Consider the following 16155-nt stretch of genomic DNA (forward strand, 5'->3'; position numbering starts at 1 on the left):
CCCATAACGCGCGAGCGGCCTAGTCCGTGACGAGATGGCAAAGCGCCTCATCGCGGGACTCCTGTTGATCCCGCTCGCGGACGCGCTCCTCCTCGTGGCGTCGAGCGCGTTCCTCGACTGGCGGCTCATCGTCGCCCTCGTCGTGCTCACCGGCCTCCTCGGGATGCTGGCCGTGCGCGCCGAGGGCCGACACACCCTGCGGCGCATCCAGCGCTCGCTCGCGCGGGGCGAGCCGCCGACGGACGAACTCGTCGACGGCGGCCTCCTCGTCGCCGCCGGCGCGTTCCTCCTCACGCCCGGGTTCGTCACCGACGTCGTCGGCTTCCTCCTCGTCTTCCCGCCGACGCGCCGCCTCGTTCGGGGCGTCGTCAAATCCCGATTCGTCGTTCCGAAGATGGACGAGATGACCGGCGGGTTCGCCACCGGCAACGTCTACACGTTCGGCTTCCCGAGCGGCGACGGCGGGATGGGACCGATGGGCGGGAGCGGTCCCGGACCGGGGGGCTCCGGCGGTCCGAGCGGACGCCGCGACGGCGACACGGTCGACATCGACGAGGAGGCCTACGACGTGGAGTTCGACGACGAGGACGGCCGGACGACGGACTGAGCGGATCGCCCGACGGCGTGGCAAGGCGTCCCTGGGCTCCCCCGAAAGGAAACCCTTAACCTTCTCACCCGGCAACGAAGTGATGGACGAAGCGGACCCGGGCTAGTAGCTCAACTAGGTAGAGCGCCACTCTGATAAGGTGGAGGCTTGCGGTTCAAATCCGCACTGGCCCACTCGTTTTTCTGACGTGTCGCCAGCCGTCTCCGATACGTCTCCGTCGCTCCCGAACTGAACCGAACCGTTGACCCTCGCGGACGCCCAAGCCCGACCATGAGCGAACGGTACTCGCGGTGGACGCTGGCCACGTTGGCCGTCGTGGGAATCCTCGGACCGGGGATAGCGCACTACTACCTCAACCGCGCGGGCTATCCGCTGGTGGCGGACGTCGTCTTCGTCGCCGGCTATCTCGGCGTGGCGTTCCTCCTCTGGCACGGGTGGCTCCGCCACGTCGACATCGGGGCGAACTGAGCCGGCGCGGAGGGGAGCGTTTACGGCCGTCGCCCCACATCGACCGTACATGGCGAGCGAACAGGAGTCGGGGGAGTGGCCGCTGAAGCGCCTGCTGAGCGAGGTCGTCGGGTCGGGGCCGAAATCGGCGGAGGACATGACGCGCGCGCAGGCGACGGGGGCGTTCGAGCGCGTCCTGCGCGGGGAGCCGGATCCGACGACGCTCGGGGCGTTCTGGCTGGCGAATCGGTGGAAGAAGAACACGCCGACGGAGCTCGCGGCGTACCGCGACGTGATGGCGCGCGACTCCGTGGCCTCGATGGCCCCCGAGTGCGACCCCGTGGACTGCGGGGCGAACTACGACGGGAAGGGACGAACGGCGCTACTCGGCGTCGCGGCGGGCCTCGTCGCGGCCGGCGCGGGCACGCCCGTCGTCGTCCACTCGGGTGACCGCGTCCCGTCGGGCGAGGGCGTCGCGTACAAACACGTCCTCGACGAGCTCGGCGTGGAGACGGACCTCGATCCCGCCGCCTCGGCGGCGATGACGGACGACGTGGGCTTTGGCTTCTACTACCAGCCGAACTTCAACCCGGGCGTCCACGGCCTGCTCGACCGTCGGAAGCAGATGGGCGTCCGCACGTTCGTCAACACCGTCGAGACGCTGGCGAACCCCGCGAGGGCGGACGTCCACCTCGGGAGTTTCTACCACCTCTCGTTCGCCAAGAAGCTCACCGAGACCGTCGCGACGAGCGAGACCGCGGAGTTCTCGCGGGTACTCCTCTTCCAGGGGTTGGAGGGGTACGACGACGTCCGTCCGGGCTCGACGACGGTCGCGGAGTGGGACGGCGACGCCCTTGAGGACTTCACCATCGAGACCGAGGCGTACGGGATGGCGGTCGAGAACGCGGACCTCGAAGTCGCGGACGTCGCCGCGGACTCAGCGCGCATCACGGCGGGCGTGCTCGCGGGCGAGCGGACGGACGCCTTCGCGGACGCCGTCGCGCTCAACGCCGCGCTGCGCCTCTACGCGGCCGAGGACGTCGCGGACATCGAGGAGGGGATCGCCGTCGCGCGCGAGACCATCGAGACGGGCGCGGCCGCCGAGACCCTCGCGGACCTGCGGGCGTTCTCGCCCTGACGCCTCGACCGAACGACCGGCCGCGCGTCGCCGCGCGGATCGCACCGGTGGCGTTTTCCGTTCTTGCACCCATCCCCGAGTATGAGCGAGCTGACGGCGACGCTGCACACGAGCGAGGGCGACATCGAGATCGAGCTCTACCCGGAGAAGGTTCCGACGACGGTCGGGAACTTCGTCGGGCTCTCGAACGGGAAGATCGCGTGGGAGGACCCCGAGACGGGCGAGGTCGTCGAGAACGAGGCGTACTACGAGGACGTGCCGTTCCACCGGATCATCAGCGACTTCATGATCCAGACGGGCGACCGGACCGGGACGGGGCGGGGCGGCCCGGGCTATCAGTTCGACGACGAGTTCCACGAGGACCTCCGCCACGACGACGCCGGCACCGTCTCGATGGCGAACTCCGGGCCGAACACGAACGGCTCGCAGTTCTTCATCACGCTCGACGCCCAACCGCACCTCGACGACCGGCACGCGGTCTTCGGGCAGGTGATCGACGGGATGGACGTCGTCGAGGAGATCGGGAGCGTCCCGACGGACCGCAACGACGAGCCCAGAGAGGACGTCACGCTGGAGTCCGTCTCGATGAACGGCGACACGCGCGACGTCGACTACTCGGGTCTCGGCGTTTAGAGCGGCGTCCAGAGCGAACCGCTCAAGCGCCCGCGACACGAGAAAGGGACATGAGCGACTCGGACGGACTCGACCCCGCGGTGATCGGCGAGGGGGACGCCCCGCCGATCGAGGAGGCACCGTACAAGGTGCTCTTCGAGGCGAACAAGTGCTTCGGCGCGGGGAAGTGCGCCGCCGTCTCCGAGAACTGGGAGATGGACCTCACGAGCGGGATGGCGCGTCCCGTGGCCTTCTTCTTCGGCGAGGATGACCTCGCGCACAACGTCGCCGCCGCCGAGGCCTGCCCGGCGAAGAAGGGCCGCGGCGTCATCCACGTCGTCAACCGCCGGACGGACGAGGAGGTCGCGCCCGATCCCGAGGGCGACGGCACGATCTCCGTCGACTGGTGACGTAAACGAAAACGGTTTGCGCCGGCCGCGTGAAGGGACGGCCGCGAGAGTGGCCGAGTGGCCAAAGGCGGCGGGCTTAAGACCCGCTCCCGTAGGGGTACGTGGGTTCGAATCCCACCTCTCGCATTCCTGCGAGCGACGCGAGCAGTGAATCGAGACTGTGAGATTCGAATCAGTGAGTGAAGCGAAGCGGAACGACCGTGGTTCGAATCCCACCTCTCGCACTCCGACGACCGGAGGGGGGTCGTGAGTCGAGACGAGGGATTCGCGGCCCAGCGAGTTGCAGCGCGAACGGAGGGAGTGACCGTCTCACGTTGGTTCGAACCCCACCGCTCGCACTCTGATGAGCGACGCGTCGAGTCGACGACGCGCCCCCGACGGCGCGCCACGACCGTCGACCGGGCCGTCGTCTCCCGCTTTGGGGATCACGTTCTTGTAGGAGGGGGGTGAAGTCGGAGTGTATGTACGATCGGATTCTAGTGCCGACGGACGGGAGCCCGGAGAGCGAGGACGCGATCGACGAGGCGATGGAGCTCGCCGAGCTGACGGGCGCGACGGTCGTCGCGCTGTACGCCGTCGACACCCGCGACTACACGGCGCTACCCGAGGCGAAGTGGACCACGCTGCAGGACGAACTGTACGCGGAGGGCGAGGAAGCGGTCGCGGCGGTCGCCGAGCGGGGCGACGAGGAGGGCATCCCGGTCGAGAAGATCGTCGCGGAGGGATCGCCCCACGAGGTCATCCTCGACACCGTGACGGATGAGGACTGCGACGCGATCGTGATGGGGACGCACGGCCGCTCTGGCGTCGAGCGCTTCCTCCTCGGGAGCGTGACGGAGCGCGTCCTCCGACACGCCGAGGTCCCGGTGATGGTCGTCCGGGTCGGGGAGTGACGCTCAGCCGACGAGGAGCCACGCGAGCGCGATAGCGACCCCGGCGCCGCCGAGGTTCGCGCCCGCGTGGACGGCGGCGCGGGGACGGTCGCCGTCCTCCCAGAGGCGCACGGTCTCGACGGCGAACGAGGAGAACGTGGTGAACGAGCCGCAGGCGCCGGTCCCGAGGAGGAGGACGAGATCGTCGCCCGCGCCGGCGGCGGTGAGCGCGGCGAGACAGAAGCTCCCGACGACGTTGACGACGAGCGTGCTCGCGGGATAGGCGTCGGCGGTGACGAGTTCGCCGACGAGCGTGCGGAGGAGCGCGCCGAGCGCGCCGCCGACTCCGACGAGGTAGGCGGGGTCGGTGAGTGGGGTCACGCGGACTCACCCCGGGTGCTGCGACGGGCGAGCGCGCGGCCGGCGGCGACGGCGGCGAAGCCGAGCGCGTAGGTGGCGACGACGTTGCCGACGAGGACGAGCGGCGGGGACTGCGCGCTCTGGAGGGCGAACGTACTGTACGTGGTGAGCGACGAGAGGAAGCCCGTGGAGACGGCGAGGCGCGTCTCGGGGGAGAGTGACCCCGCGTAGCGGGACTCGTAGAGGACGAACCCGAGGAGGAAGGCCCCACCGACGTTGGCGAGCAGCGTGCCGCCGAGACCGGGGACGGCGAGGCTCACGGCGTACCGACAGTTCGCGCCGGCGAACCCGCCGAGGGCGACCAGCGCGAGGACTTCGATGCGTGCGAGGAGCGGGCCGGAAGTGAGGGTGCCGGTGGACATGGCTGTGTGAGAAGGCGTCATCAGCCGGCGGACCCGGCGGTTCGGGCGGACGCCATCGCCGCGGTCACGTCGACGGTCGTCGGGCACCTACTTACGCCCGGCGGAGTAGCGCAACGCCCATTTCCGTCGCGGCCGTTCCCCCCGTATGAGCGACGGAGACATCCGAGCGGCGTTCGCGGCCCACCCGACGTTCGAGGACGCGGGCGACGGCGCGTACGCGCCGACGACGAACGACTGGGACGCGACGGTGGTCGTAGAGGACGGGGCGGTGACGGTGACGGTGCGCGTCCCGACGCTGTTGGCGTCGGTAACGGAACGCGAGGACGTGGCGCCGGTGGTCGAGGACGGGTGGTTCGAGACGCTGGCGCTCCGCCTCGACGACGCGACGAACGTGACGCGCGCCGAAGCGCGGGGCGACCCGACGGTCGAGCGCGACGACGGCGACGTCGTCTTCGAGGCGACGATCGACGCGCGCCCGGAGAACGCCGGGGACGACGCGCTCGCCGTCGTGAACTACGTCGAAGGGACGTGGTTCGAGGGGATCATCCCGGGCTACGATTACCGCGAGGGCGTCCAGGACCTCCGGGATCGAGCGGCCGGGAACGCGCAAGCCGATCAGCTCTGAGCGGAGAGAGGCCGAGGCTAGGGGATCACTCGACGCGCTCGTCGAGCACCGACTCGACGCGCTCGCGGACGTCGTGGACGGGCCGTTCGGCGTCGATCCGAACGAAGCGCTCGGGATCGGCGGCGATCAGGGCCTCGTAGTTCTCGCGGACGCGTTCGAGGAACGCGACCTGCTCGAACTTGTTCGTCGCGCCGGCGCGTTCGGCGGCGACCTCGGGATCGACGTCGAAGTAGAGCGTGAGATCGGGGGGGCGAGTCCACGGCGCGTGAATTCGGCGGACGAAATCGACCGGGTCGTCGACGACGCCGTCGAGGGCGACGCCCTGATAGGCGTAGCGCGAATCGGAGTAGCGATCGGAGACGACGACGTCGCCGCGCTCCAGCGCGGGGCGGACGGTCCGCGAGAGGTGGGCGGCGTGGTCGGCCGTGTAGAGGAACGCCTCGGCGAGCGGATCGGCGTCGTCGTCGCGGACGGAGCGAAGGACGGCCTCGCCGTACCACGAGTCGGTGGGTTCGCGGGTGAACGCGTAGTCGCCACGGGCCTCCCGGAGCGCCCCCCACGCGGTCGTCTTGCCGCTCCCGTCGATCCCTTCGAGCGTGACGAGCATACGCGTCGTTCCCGACGGGCCGGTTTAGGCGTGCCGTCTCGGCCGCCGGCCGACGAGCCGGGGTATCGGTGTGAAACGGAGGTAGTTTTAGGGCGGTGTCGTGCGAACGCTCGGGACATGAAGGTCCTCGTCACGGGCGGCACGGGATTCATCGGGACGCACCTCTGCCGCGAACTCGACGAACGCGGCCACGACGTGACCGCGCTCTCGCGCTCGCCGGGCGACGCGCGGATCGCCGACGGCGTCGAGACCGCGACCGGCGACGTGACGGCGTACGACTCCATCGCGGGCGCCTTCGAGGGCCAAGACGCCGTCGTCAACCTCGTGGCGCTCTCGCCGCTGTTCAAACCGCGGGGCGGCGACGAGCGGCACTTCGCGGTCCACGTCGAGGGGACGCGGAACGTCGTGAACGCCGCCGAGGAGCACGGCGTCGGGAAGATCGTGCAGCTGTCGGCGCTCGGAGCGGACCCCGACGGGGAGACGGCGTACATCCGCGCGAAGGGGCGAGCCGAGGAGGTGGTGCGCGACTCGGAGCTCGCGTGGACGATCTTCCGGCCCTCGGTCGTGTTCGGGGACGGCGGGGAGTTCGTCTCGTTCACGGAGACGCTGACCACGCCGTACGTGACGGCGCTGCCCGGGGGCGGGAAGACGCGCTTCCAGCCGCTCTGGGTCGGCGATCTGGTGGCCATGATCGCGGACGGACTCGACGACGAGCACGACGGCGCAACCTACGAGGTGGGCGGCCCGGAAGTGCTGACGCTCGCGGACGTGGCGAGAGCCGTCTACCGGGCGAGAGGGCAGTCGCTGACGGTGCTCTCGGTACCGATGAGGTTGGCGGGAATCGGGATGTCGCTCGCCGATCCGCTCCCGTTCGTCCCCTTCGGCGACGACCAGTACCGCTCGCTGCGCTTCGACAACACCGTCGCGGAGAACGACGTGACGGCGTTCGGACGCGATCCCGAGGACCTGACGCGACTCGAAGAGTACCTCGAAGAGGGACACTAGGCCCGCGGCGGTGCGTGGCGTGCCGTCACGACGGGGGCCAAGCGGTGTGCGACGAAGCCGCTGGCGCCAGTTAGCCCGTGAGACTCCCGGTATCGTCGCGTATCGCCCGACAGTCGGACGACCGTCACACCAACACTTATCCGTCTGATCGCACTCGATACGGCAACGGCCACCAGCATGAAACTCGCAATGATCGGCTTCGGACAAGCCGGTGGGAAGATACTCGATGCGTTCCTCGAGCACGACCAGCAGGCGGGGAGCAACATCGTCCGGGCGGCCGTGGCGGTCAACACGGCGAAGGCCGACCTGATGGGATTGGAGCACGTCCCGGAGGAGAACCGGGTGCTCATCGGCCAGTCGCGGGTGAAGGGCCACGGCGTCGGCGCGGACAACGAACTCGGAGCCGAGATCGCCGAGGAGGACATCGACGAGATCCAGGGGTCGATCGACGACATCCCCGTCCACGAGATCGACGCGTTCCTCATCATCACCGGCCTCGGTGGCGGCACCGGCTCCGGCGGGTCGCCCGTCCTGGCGCGCCACATCAAACGCATCTACACCGAACCCGTCTACGGGCTCGGCGTCCTCCCCGCAGGCGACGAGGGCGGCATCTACACGCTGAACGCCGCGCGGTCGTTCCAGACGCTCGTGCGCGAGGTCGACAACCTCCTCGTCTTCGACAACGACGCGTGGCGCAAGACCGGCGAGTCGATGCAGGGGGGCTACGCGCAGATCAATGAGGAGATCGTCAAACGCTTCGGCATCCTCTTCGGCGCGGGCGAGGTCGAGCAGGGCGGCGAGGTCGCGGAGAGCGTCGTCGACTCCTCCGAGATCATCAACACGCTCGCGGGCGGTGGGGTCTCGACGGTCGGGTACGCGGCGGAGAGCGTCGCGGACGAGAAGGGGGGCGGTGGCATCCTCTCGCGGTTCACCGGCTCGAACGAGGAGAGCTCGCTGGACTCGGCGAACACGACGAACCGGATCACGTCGCTCGTCCGGAAGGCCGCGCTCGGGCGGCTCACTCTCCCCTGCGAGATCGACGGCGCGGAGCGGGCGCTGCTCGTCACCGCCGGCCCCTCGAAGTTCCTCAACCGGAAGGGGATCGAGCGCGGGCGCAAGTGGCTCGAAGAGCAGACCGGCTCGATGGAGGTGCGCGGCGGCGACTACCCCGTCGAGGCCTCCGACAACGTCGCGGCCGTCGTCCTGCTCAGCGGCGTGACGAACGTCCCGCGGATCAAGGAGCTCCAACAGGTCGCCATCGAGGCCCAGGAGAACATCGGCGAGATCGAATCGGAGAGCGAACAGAACTTACAGGAGCTCGTCGAAGACGACGACGATGAACTCGAGCCGCTGTTCTAAGCTCGCGCTCGCGGCGCTCGTGCTCCTCGCGACGGCCGCCGGCGGCGCGCTCGCCGTCGACGCGAGCGGCGACGTGCCCCAGAGCGCCGAGGTCGGCGCGAAACAGGAGACGCAGTTCGCGTTCACGGATCCCTTCTCCGGGCAGTACAACGAGTGGACGCTTCGCGGCGAGACGGAGCTGACGGACGTGACGTGGGTCGTGACGACGTACGACAACACCGGCGCGCAGGTCGACAAGCGGGTGTTGAACGGCCGGTCGTTCGATTACGATCTGGAGGCGAGCGAGGGCGTCACGCGCGTGACCGTCGACCTGACGGGCACGACGCCGCCGGTCGAGCGCTGGAGCTACGAGCCGGCGCAATCGATCACGTACGCGGCGTTCACGCAGGCCCAACCCGGCGGCTCGGCGACGGTGATCGAGACGTGGGACGACGTCCGGCCGTACACGGAGGCGAGTCAGAGCGCCCGGACGGAGATCGAGCAGTCCGAGAGCGCGGTCGAGAGCGCCGCGGCGTCGGGCGCGGGGATCGGTGACGCCCGCGACCTCCTGCAGAACGCGAAGTCCGCGTACAACGCGGGGAACTTCGACAACGCGGTCTCGCTGGCGAACCAGGCGGAGTCGCGGGCCGACGCGGCCTCCTCCTCCCAGCGGACCCAGCGCTGGGCGCTCATCGGCGGCGGTGTCGTCGTGCTCCTCGTGATCCTCGGGGGGATCGTCTGGTGGTACCTGAATCAGCGCGACACCTACGACCGCCTCGGCTGAAGTCACACGGCTTTTTCGCCTCGGCCGGGTAGCGGGTGACGATGCGGACGCTCGTCCCGTTCGACGCGACAGATCCGAAGACGCGTCTCGACGCGCTGTTCTCGCCCGCGGAGCGCCGCGAGCTGGCGGCGGTGATGCTCGCGGACGTCCTCGACGCGGTGCGCGCGGCGGGTGGCGAGCCGCTCGTCGTCGCCACCGAGGACGTCGCGTGCGACGCGCCGGTCGCGGTGGACGAGCGGGGGCTGAGCGACGCCGTGAACGCGCGCCTCGATCCGGGGACGGCGGTCGTGATGGCGGACCTCGCGCTGGCGACGCCGCGCGTCCTCCGGTCCCTCTTCGCGGCGTCGGGCGACGTCGTCCTCGCGCCCGGCCTCGGCGGCGGGACGAACGCGCTCGTCGTCCGCGACGACGGCTTCGCGGTCGACTACCACGGCGCGTCGTACCGCGACCACCTGCGGAACGCCGCGGCGGCGGGCTGTTCGGTGCGGGAGTTCGACGCGGCGCGCCTCGCCCTCGACGTCGACGAGCGCGCGGACCTCGCGGACGTGTTGTCGCGCGGCGAGGGGCGGACGCCCGGGTGGCTCAGAGACGCGGGCGTCGCGCTCGCCGACGGCGCTGGGCGGACGAACGTCACCCGGAGGGAGTGACTCGGTCGCGAGCGACGCGCTCGGTGATGGACGTGTCGCGGCGGGCTGTCAGTACCGCCGTGACGCCGCGCACGCCGGGGACGCCGCAGTATCGGAGGCATGGCACCGGTGTCGGTCGACGCGGGGCGGCTCAGCCGAGGTCGAAGCGCTCCGCGGCCTGTTCCATGTCCTTGTCGCCGCGCCCGGAGAGGTTCACGAGGAGCGTGTCGTGCTCGCCCGCCTCGGCGAGGCGCTTGGCGAGCGCGAGCCCGTGACTCGATTCGAGGGCGGGGATGATCCCCTCGTACTCCGCGAGGTCGCGGAAGGCGGCGAGCGCCTCGTCGTCCGGGATCCCGGTGTATTCGGCGCGCCCGACGGCGCGGAACATGGCGTGCTCGGGGCCGACCCCGGGGTAATCGAGACCGGCGGAGACGGAGTGGACCTCAACGTCGTCGTCGATGACGCGCGTCTTCATGCCGTGGATGACGCCGTCTTCGCCGGCGGCGAGCGGCGCGGCGTGACGCTTCGAGGCCGCGCCCTCGCCGCCGCCCTCCGCGCCGTGGAACTCGACGTCGTCGTCGCGGAAGGCGTCGAAGAGGCCCATGGCGTTCGATCCGCCGCCGACGCAGGCGACGGCGGCGTCGGGGAGGCCGCCGGTGCGCTCGCGGAACTGCTCGCGGGCCTCGTCGCCGATGACGCGCTGGAAGTCCCGGACCATCCGCGGGAAGGGGTCGGGGCCGACGACGCTCCCGACGAGATAGTGGGTGTCCTCGACGTTCGCCGCGAAGTCCTCCAGGGCGGCGTCGACGGCGTCCGCGAGGCCGGCGTCGCCGCGCGTGACCTCGTTGACCTCGGCGCCCATCAGACGCATGCGGAAGACGTTCATCTTCTGACGCTCGATGTCCTTCTCGCCCATGTAGATCTCCGTGTCGAGGCCGAGGAGCGCGCCGACCATCGCCGTCGCGGTACCGTGCTGACCCGCGCCCGTCTCCGCGATGAGGCGGTCCTTGCCGGCGTGGTGGGCGAGGAGGCCCTGTCCGAGGGCGTTGTTGATCTTGTGGGCGCCGCCGTGGAGGAGGTCCTCGCGCTTGAGGTAGATCTCGGCGCCGTACTCCGCGGAGAGGCGCTCGGCGTAGTAGAGCGGCGTCGGACGGCCCGCGAAGTCGCGGAGGAACAGGTCGAGGTCCGCGCGGAAGTCGTCGTCGTCTCTCAGGTCGTCGTAGGTCGCCGCGAGCTGTTCGAGGGGCGCTTCGAGCGGATCGGGGACGTGGCGGCCGCCGTAGCCGTCGAACGTGCCGGACATACGCGAGGGATTCGCCCCGACCGATATAAAGCGTGCGCCGCTCGTAGCGGGACGCGTCGCCCCTGTAGCAACGTTTTTCGGCACGGACGCAGTAGCGCCGGGCGTGTTCCCGGGTATCGAGGCGTACGACGTCGACGTGACGGTCGCGGAGCGCGACGTGCGGGACGCGCTCGCGGTCCGTCCGGACGACGTCGCGGCGGCGGACGAGCTCTCCTTCGCGCGGAACGTCTTCCTCCCGCTGACGACGGCGTGTCGCTACACGTGTACCTACTGCACCTACTACGATCCGCCCGGACAGGCGACGCTCATGACGCCCGAGGAGATCCGCGAGACGTGTCGGCGCGGCGCGGCCGCGGGCTGTACGGAGGCGCTCTTCACCTTCGGCGACGATCCGGACGATCGGTACACGGAGATCCACGACGAGCTCGACGACCTCGGTCACGACTCGATCCACACGTATCTCCGCGAGGCCTGCGAGATCGCCCTGGAGGAGGGGCTCCTCCCGCACAGCAATCCGGGCGATCAGACCTACGAGGAGATGGGGGCGGTCGCGGACGTCAACGCCTCGATGGGCGTGATGCTGGAGACAACCGCCGAGGTGCGGGCGCACGGCGGGCCGCGCTCGAAGGTGCCGGGTCAGCGCCTGAACACCATCGCCAACGCGGGGAAACACGGGATCCCGTTCACGACGGGGATCCTCGTCGGCCTCGGCGAGACGTGGCGCGACCGGGCGGAGAGCCTGCTGGCGATCCGCGAGCTCGACCGGCGGTACGGCCACGTCCAGGAGGTGATCGTCCAGCCCGTCACGGACAACGAGCGCTGGCAGGAGGGGTCGCCGTCGACGGCGACGATGCGTCGCGCGGTGGCGATGGCGCGCGCCGTCCTCCCGGAGGGCGTCTCCGTGCAGGTACCGCCGAACCTCATGGACGCCCGCGACGTCGTCGACTGCGGGATCGACGATCTCGGCGGGGTGTCGCCGGTGACGGACGACCACGTCAACCCCGAGTACGCGTGGCCGGCGCTGCGCGAGCTGGAGGACGTCGCCGACCACGCGGGCGTCCCGCTGCGCGAGCGCCTCCCGACGTACGAGCGCTACCTCGACGAGGCGTGGCTCTCGGAGCGCGTGCTGGCCGCCCTCGACGCCCCGGACGAGGCCGGCGAACGCTACCGGGCCGTCCGCGCCGACCCGTAAGGGCTCGCAATTGTTGCCGGTAGCTGTGATGGGTGCGTTTGTCTTAAGCGACGGGTGGCGTTGCGTTCGGTCGCTTTGAGGCGTGTTTTGCCGCGAACGAGCCGTCGTGGGTGCGGGCGGAATACAGTGAAACCCGGGAGCCGGGGCACCGCTTGCGGACATAGGTACAAAGAGGGTGGCGCACATCTAGGGGTAACACAGTGAGTCTGAACACGACCGAACAGTGGAAACAGGAGAAACATCCCCTCGATGTCGTCGCGGACCTCCGCGAGTACGCAGAGGAGGAGCTCGGTTTCGACGAGATCGAGGAGCGGGCGGGGGACGGCGAGTGGGAGCGCCTGAAGTGGGCAGGGACCTACACGCAAAAGCAGGAGGGGTACTTCATGATGCGGACGAAGGTCCCCGGCGGCCACCTCACACCCGAGCAGGCCGAGGTCATCGGCGAGGTCGCCGACGAGTACGCGGTCCAGCCCGAGGAGGAGTACGACGAGGTCAACGACGACTACTGGGGCGACGCCTACCTCGACATCACGACGCGACAGGACATCCAGATGCACTGGATCCGCGTCGAGGACATCCCGGAGATCTGGGACAAGTACGACGAGGTCGGCCTCACCACGATCCAGGGATGCGGTGACTCCGCGCGCAACGTCCTCGGCTGTCCCGCCGCGGGCCTCGACGAGCACGAGTGCTTCGACGCCCAGCCGGTCATCGACGCCGTCAGCGACTACTTCACCGGCAACCGCGAGTTCGGCAACCTCCCGCGGAAGTTCAAGATGACGATCACGGGCTGCAAGCACGACTGCGCGCAGTCCCAGATCAACGACGTCGGGCTCGTTCCCGCGAAGAAGGAGCTCGACGGCGAGGGCGCCGGCTACACGTACGGCTTCCACCTCCGCGTCGGCGGCGGCCTCTCGGACGGCCCGCGGATGGCCTCGAACCTCGACGTCTTCGTCCGCCCGGAGGACGCCGTCGAGCTCTGCCGCGCCATCGCGCAGACGTTCAAGGAGCTCGGCGACCGGCACAACCGCGGCGTCTGCCGGATGCGCTACCTCGTCCAGCAGATGGGCCCGGAGAACTTCGAGCAGGCGGTCCGCGAGCGCTGCGACGTGGAGCTCCCCGAGAGCGGGATCGACCTCACGGAGGGGTACGTCGGCGACCACGTCGGCGTCCACGACCAGAAGCAGGAGGGACTGCAGTACGTCGGCTTCAACGTCATCTCCGGTCGCGTCGGTGGCGACGAGTTCGTCGAGGCCGCACGAGCGGCGAAGGAGTACGGCACCGAGGACTCGACCATTCGCCTCGCCACCGACCAGAACTTCCTCATCACGCACGTCCCCGAGGAGAACGTCGAGGACCTCGTGAACGAGGCGTTCGCCGAGGACTACCAGCCCGACCCCGGCCCGTTCTCCCGCGGCGCGGTCGCCTGCACGGGCACCGAATACTGCAAGTACGCGATCATCGAGACGAAGGCCCGCACGAAGCAGTGGGCGCGCCAGCTCGACGAGCGGATCGAGACGCCCGACGACCTCGACGTCGTCCGCATGCACATGTCCGGGTGCTCGGCCTCGTGCGCGCAGCCCCAGATCGCCGACGTCGGCTTCCGCGGCGAGACCGTGAAGGTCGAGACCGCGGACAACTCAGACGACGACATCGTCGAGGGCATGGACTTCGGCCTCGGGGGAAGCCTCGGCGCCGACAACGCCTTCATCGACTGGGTGGAGACCGCCGTCCCCGCCGGGAGCGTCACCGACGCCCTGGAGGAACTGTTCGCCGTCTACACCGAGGAGCGCACGGAGGGCGAGCGCTTCTACGAGTGGACGCGCCGCGTCGACAACGACCGCCTGCGCACCGTGATGCAGCGTGCCGACGGCCCCGTCTCGACGGGGGTGGCGCACGGTGACTGAACGCCCCCAACCGGGCGTTCCAAGCGCCGGATCGTCGAACGCGAGCGACGGCGGGAACGAGGGCGAGGCCTGCGGGAGCGACTGTGGCTGCTCGACGGGTGCCGGCCAGAGCCGGAGCGCGAACGCGGACGTCCGCGCGGACGGTGGAGCCGTCAACGTCGACGAGAACGGTCAGCTCGGCGACCTGGAGTTCACCGAGCCCTCGACGGGCAAGAGCCAGGACGTCGACTCTCCGGGCGCGGAGCCCGACAAGCGCGTCGGCGTCCCGGAGGGCGTCGATCTCGACACCCCCGAGTACTCGATCCGCTCGGAGATGAACGACATCGAGACGCCCGACGAGAAGACGTGGTTCACGGAGCTGGACGAGGCGGTCATCGACGCCGACCGCTGTATCCAGTGTGGGACCTGCGTCGCCGCCTGTCCTTCCGACTCCATCGGCGTCGGCGACGACGGCCACCCCGAGCTCGTCAAGATGTGTACGGGCTGCTCGATGTGTTGGGACTTCTGTCCGCGCGGCGGTCTGCGCTACGAGCGCCAGTGGAAGATCACCGGCGGCGACGACAACGTCAGCGGCGCTGGTGACCCCATCACGGAGTTCACGGCACAGGTTCGCGACGACTGGCACGAGGACGCCCAGGACGGCGGCGTCGTCACCGCCGTCCTCTCCACGCTGCTGGAGGAGGGCGAGATCGACGGTGCGCTCGTCGCCACCGAGTCCGAAGAGGACCCGTGGAAGGCCGAGTCCTTCCTCGCCACGAGCCACGAGGACCTCGTCGAGAACGCCGGCTCGTTCTACAACCAGACGATGGCGCTCGGCAACCTCGACCTCGGGCGGTGGGAGCACAAGCTCCCCGAGAAGGACCCCGAGGACCTCAGCCTCGCGCTCGTCGGCACGCCCTGCGAGATCGAGGGCGTCCGCGCCCTCCAGGACTTCGACTGGTCGAAGGGCGCACAGACGGAGCTCCTCGGGGCCGTCGACTACCGCATCTCGCTGATGTGCACGAAGAACTTCAACTACGAGCGCCTCATCGGTGAGCAGCTCGCCGAGAAGCGCGACATCTACCCCGAGGACATCGGGAAGATGGACGTCATCGAGGGGGAGATGCGCGTCTACGGAAACGACGGCGAGCAGATCATCGCCGAGGACGTCGGCGAGTTCCACGACGCCACCCTCAAGGGCTGTGACGAGTGCGCGGACTTCACCGGCATGACCTCCGACATCACCGTCGGATCCGTCGGCTCCGCGGACGGCTACTCCTCCGTCATCGTCCGCACCGAGGAAGGCATGGAGGCGTGGGAACTCACCGAGCACGCCCTCGAACACCGCGACCTCGACTCGCGCAAGGCGGTCGGGAAGCTCCAGGGCTGGGACAAGAAGAAGGCCTTCGAGTCGCTCGAACGCCCCTTCGATCCGGACGCGCCGCGCTTCATCGACTACACCGACCACGCGGAGTACTACGGCACGCAGGTCGCACCCCACGACCGCGGGCACTGAACCGGCCGGCGGTCCGCCCCGCCGCCGCCTGATCGGTTCGCTCCGCTCACACCACTCTCCTGCGGTTTTACGGCGCTCGCGCGCGATCGATTCTCGCATGCCGCTCTTGCAGTTCGACACGACGCTGGCGCTCGACGCGACGGAGACCGAAGCGTTCGCGGCGTTCGTCCGCGAGACGTACGCGGACGTGATGCGGACGGGAACGGACCACGTCGCGGTGACGGTCCGCACGCACGCGGATGCGGCGCTCTCTATCGGGCGCGGCGTCGACGGTCCGCTGCTCTTCCTGGACGCCGAGGTTCGGCGCGGTGTACGTGTTTAGCCCCAGATCGGTTTCGGTAGTCTCTCGTAGGGGCCGTGAAACAAATAACGTAGATCGATGCAACAGGCGAGTGAGTGCACCCT

At 69.6% G+C, this 16155-nt stretch carries 19 protein-coding genes, 2 tRNA genes and 1 riboswitch; of the genes, 17 read left to right on the forward strand and 4 right to left on the reverse strand.

The window, feature by feature from the left end; all coding sequences use genetic code 11:
- The first annotated feature begins 34 nt into the window (after window positions 1-34).
- From J2754_RS08700 to J2754_RS08735, 8 genes are all read left to right on the forward strand, one after another.
- Entirely contained in the window at window positions 35-607 is a 573-nt protein-coding gene (locus J2754_RS08700; protein ID WP_211087195.1) for an FxsA family protein, read from the forward strand.
- Window positions 608-706: 99 nt separating this feature from the next.
- Window positions 707-780, forward strand: a tRNA-Ile gene (locus tag J2754_RS08705).
- A 97-nt stretch (window positions 781-877) separates the two neighbouring features.
- A complete protein-coding gene (locus tag J2754_RS08710) occupies window positions 878-1075 on the forward strand; it encodes a DUF7996 family protein (RefSeq protein ID WP_211087196.1) in 198 nt (65 codons plus the stop codon).
- Window positions 1076-1124: 49 nt separating this feature from the next.
- Window positions 1125-2192 carry an anthranilate phosphoribosyltransferase gene (locus tag J2754_RS08715; protein ID WP_188876692.1) on the forward strand — a complete coding sequence of 356 codons (1068 nt, stop codon included), beginning with the start codon at window positions 1125-1127 and terminating at the stop codon, window positions 2190-2192.
- Window positions 2193-2273: 81 nt separating this feature from the next.
- Window positions 2274-2825 (forward strand): peptidylprolyl isomerase, encoded by a 552-nt coding sequence (locus tag J2754_RS08720; RefSeq protein ID WP_188876690.1) that lies wholly within the window; start codon window positions 2274-2276, stop codon window positions 2823-2825.
- 50 nt (window positions 2826-2875) lie between these two features.
- A complete protein-coding gene (locus J2754_RS08725) occupies window positions 2876-3214 on the forward strand; it encodes a ferredoxin (RefSeq protein ID WP_188876688.1) in 339 nt (112 codons plus the stop codon).
- Window positions 3215-3257: 43 nt separating this feature from the next.
- A tRNA-Leu gene (locus J2754_RS08730) sits at window positions 3258-3340 on the forward strand.
- 335 nt (window positions 3341-3675) lie between these two features.
- Window positions 3676-4107 (forward strand): universal stress protein, encoded by a 432-nt coding sequence (locus tag J2754_RS08735; RefSeq protein ID WP_188876686.1) that lies wholly within the window; start codon window positions 3676-3678, stop codon window positions 4105-4107.
- 3 nt (window positions 4108-4110) lie between these two features.
- Here J2754_RS08735 and J2754_RS08740 read toward each other — a convergent pair whose 3' ends face one another.
- Complete coding sequence (locus tag J2754_RS08740; RefSeq protein ID WP_188876684.1) at window positions 4111-4467, reverse strand: fluoride efflux transporter FluC; 357 nt, start codon at window positions 4465-4467, stop codon at window positions 4111-4113.
- Window positions 4464-4868: a CrcB family protein gene (locus J2754_RS08745; protein ID WP_188876682.1), complete on the reverse strand. Its 405-nt coding sequence runs from the start codon at window positions 4866-4868 to the stop codon at window positions 4464-4466. Before J2754_RS08745 ends, J2754_RS08740 begins: the two co-directional genes overlap by 4 nt.
- A gap of 4 nt (window positions 4869-4872) precedes the next feature.
- Window positions 4873-4937, reverse strand: a riboswitch (Fluoride riboswitch).
- Between the two features lie 76 nt (window positions 4938-5013).
- Here J2754_RS08745 and J2754_RS08750 point away from each other — a divergent pair.
- Window positions 5014-5493 (forward strand): DUF5813 family protein, encoded by a 480-nt coding sequence (locus J2754_RS08750; protein WP_211087197.1) that lies wholly within the window; start codon window positions 5014-5016, stop codon window positions 5491-5493.
- Window positions 5494-5518: 25 nt separating this feature from the next.
- On the opposite strand, the gene tmk is transcribed toward J2754_RS08750, so the two are convergent.
- Window positions 5519-6100: a dTMP kinase gene (tmk, locus tag J2754_RS08755; RefSeq protein WP_211087198.1), complete on the reverse strand. Its 582-nt coding sequence runs from the start codon at window positions 6098-6100 to the stop codon at window positions 5519-5521.
- Between the two features lie 117 nt (window positions 6101-6217).
- On the opposite strand from tmk, the gene J2754_RS08760 reads away from it, so the two are divergent.
- The 4 genes from J2754_RS08760 (at window position 6218) to cofC (ending at window position 9874) form a co-directional block, all read left to right on the forward strand.
- Window positions 6218-7105, forward strand: a complete 888-nt coding sequence (locus tag J2754_RS08760) for a complex I NDUFA9 subunit family protein (RefSeq protein ID WP_211087199.1) — start codon at window positions 6218-6220, stop codon at window positions 7103-7105.
- 177 nt (window positions 7106-7282) lie between these two features.
- Window positions 7283-8464 carry a tubulin/FtsZ family protein gene (locus J2754_RS08765; RefSeq protein WP_188876674.1) on the forward strand — a complete coding sequence of 394 codons (1182 nt, stop codon included), beginning with the start codon at window positions 7283-7285 and terminating at the stop codon, window positions 8462-8464.
- A complete protein-coding gene (locus J2754_RS08770) occupies window positions 8442-9227 on the forward strand; it encodes a DUF4398 domain-containing protein (protein ID WP_211087200.1) in 786 nt (261 codons plus the stop codon). The genes J2754_RS08765 and J2754_RS08770 overlap by 23 nt, the downstream gene beginning before the upstream one ends.
- 41 nt (window positions 9228-9268) lie before the next feature.
- On the forward strand, window positions 9269-9874 hold the full coding sequence (gene cofC / locus J2754_RS08775; protein WP_211087201.1) for a 2-phospho-L-lactate guanylyltransferase: 606 nt from the start codon (window positions 9269-9271) through the stop codon (window positions 9872-9874).
- Between the two features lie 130 nt (window positions 9875-10004).
- Here the strand turns inward: cofC and trpB are convergent, their stop codons facing one another.
- Window positions 10005-11156 (reverse strand): tryptophan synthase subunit beta, encoded by a 1152-nt coding sequence (gene trpB / locus J2754_RS08780; protein ID WP_211087202.1) that lies wholly within the window; start codon window positions 11154-11156, stop codon window positions 10005-10007.
- A 103-nt stretch (window positions 11157-11259) separates the two neighbouring features.
- Here trpB and cofG point away from each other — a divergent pair, with 103 nt between their 5' ends.
- The 4 genes from cofG to J2754_RS08800 all read left to right on the forward strand — a co-directional run bounded on the left by cofG (window position 11260) and on the right by J2754_RS08800 (window position 16072).
- Window positions 11260-12348, forward strand: a complete 1089-nt coding sequence (gene cofG, locus J2754_RS08785) for a 7,8-didemethyl-8-hydroxy-5-deazariboflavin synthase subunit CofG (RefSeq protein ID WP_211087203.1) — start codon at window positions 11260-11262, stop codon at window positions 12346-12348.
- Window positions 12349-12554: 206 nt separating this feature from the next.
- Window positions 12555-14255 (forward strand): nitrite/sulfite reductase, encoded by a 1701-nt coding sequence (locus J2754_RS08790; protein WP_211087208.1) that lies wholly within the window; start codon window positions 12555-12557, stop codon window positions 14253-14255.
- Window positions 14248-15750 carry a Coenzyme F420 hydrogenase/dehydrogenase, beta subunit C-terminal domain gene (locus tag J2754_RS08795; RefSeq protein WP_188876665.1) on the forward strand — a complete coding sequence of 501 codons (1503 nt, stop codon included), beginning with the start codon at window positions 14248-14250 and terminating at the stop codon, window positions 15748-15750. Before J2754_RS08790 ends, J2754_RS08795 begins: the two co-directional genes overlap by 8 nt.
- Window positions 15751-15847: 97 nt before the next feature.
- Window positions 15848-16072 (forward strand): hypothetical protein, encoded by a 225-nt coding sequence (locus J2754_RS08800; RefSeq protein ID WP_211087204.1) that lies wholly within the window; start codon window positions 15848-15850, stop codon window positions 16070-16072.
- The last annotated feature ends 83 nt before the right edge of the window (window positions 16073-16155 follow it).

It is taken from the genome of Halarchaeum nitratireducens (assembly GCF_017874695.1).
Lineage (GTDB): Archaea > Halobacteriota > Halobacteria > Halobacteriales > Halobacteriaceae > Halarchaeum > Halarchaeum nitratireducens.

What these genes read in the sequence shown, in the direction of transcription:
- J2754_RS08700 (WP_211087195.1), top strand. Translation starts at nt 35, where the DNA reads ATGGCAAAGCGCCTCATCGCGGGACTCCTGTTGATCCCGCTCGCGGAC.
- J2754_RS08710 (WP_211087196.1), top strand. Translation starts at nt 878, where the DNA reads ATGAGCGAACGGTACTCGCGGTGGACGCTGGCCACGTTGGCCGTCGTG.
- J2754_RS08715 (WP_188876692.1), top strand. Translation starts at nt 1,125, where the DNA reads ATGGCGAGCGAACAGGAGTCGGGGGAGTGGCCGCTGAAGCGCCTGCTG.
- J2754_RS08720 (WP_188876690.1), top strand. Translation starts at nt 2,274, where the DNA reads ATGAGCGAGCTGACGGCGACGCTGCACACGAGCGAGGGCGACATCGAG.
- J2754_RS08725 (WP_188876688.1), top strand. Translation starts at nt 2,876, where the DNA reads ATGAGCGACTCGGACGGACTCGACCCCGCGGTGATCGGCGAGGGGGAC.
- J2754_RS08735 (WP_188876686.1), top strand. Translation starts at nt 3,676, where the DNA reads ATGTACGATCGGATTCTAGTGCCGACGGACGGGAGCCCGGAGAGCGAG.
- J2754_RS08745 (WP_188876682.1), bottom strand. Translation starts at nt 4,868, where the DNA reads ATGTCCACCGGCACCCTCACTTCCGGCCCGCTCCTCGCACGCATCGAA.
- J2754_RS08750 (WP_211087197.1), top strand. Translation starts at nt 5,014, where the DNA reads ATGAGCGACGGAGACATCCGAGCGGCGTTCGCGGCCCACCCGACGTTC.
- tmk (WP_211087198.1), bottom strand. Translation starts at nt 6,100, where the DNA reads ATGCTCGTCACGCTCGAAGGGATCGACGGGAGCGGCAAGACGACCGCG.
- J2754_RS08760 (WP_211087199.1), top strand. Translation starts at nt 6,218, where the DNA reads ATGAAGGTCCTCGTCACGGGCGGCACGGGATTCATCGGGACGCACCTC.
- J2754_RS08765 (WP_188876674.1), top strand. Translation starts at nt 7,283, where the DNA reads ATGAAACTCGCAATGATCGGCTTCGGACAAGCCGGTGGGAAGATACTC.
- J2754_RS08770 (WP_211087200.1), top strand. Translation starts at nt 8,442, where the DNA reads ATGAACTCGAGCCGCTGTTCTAAGCTCGCGCTCGCGGCGCTCGTGCTC.
- cofC (WP_211087201.1), top strand. Translation starts at nt 9,269, where the DNA reads ATGCGGACGCTCGTCCCGTTCGACGCGACAGATCCGAAGACGCGTCTC.
- trpB (WP_211087202.1), bottom strand. Translation starts at nt 11,156, where the DNA reads ATGTCCGGCACGTTCGACGGCTACGGCGGCCGCCACGTCCCCGATCCG.
- J2754_RS08800 (WP_211087204.1), top strand. Translation starts at nt 15,848, where the DNA reads ATGCCGCTCTTGCAGTTCGACACGACGCTGGCGCTCGACGCGACGGAG.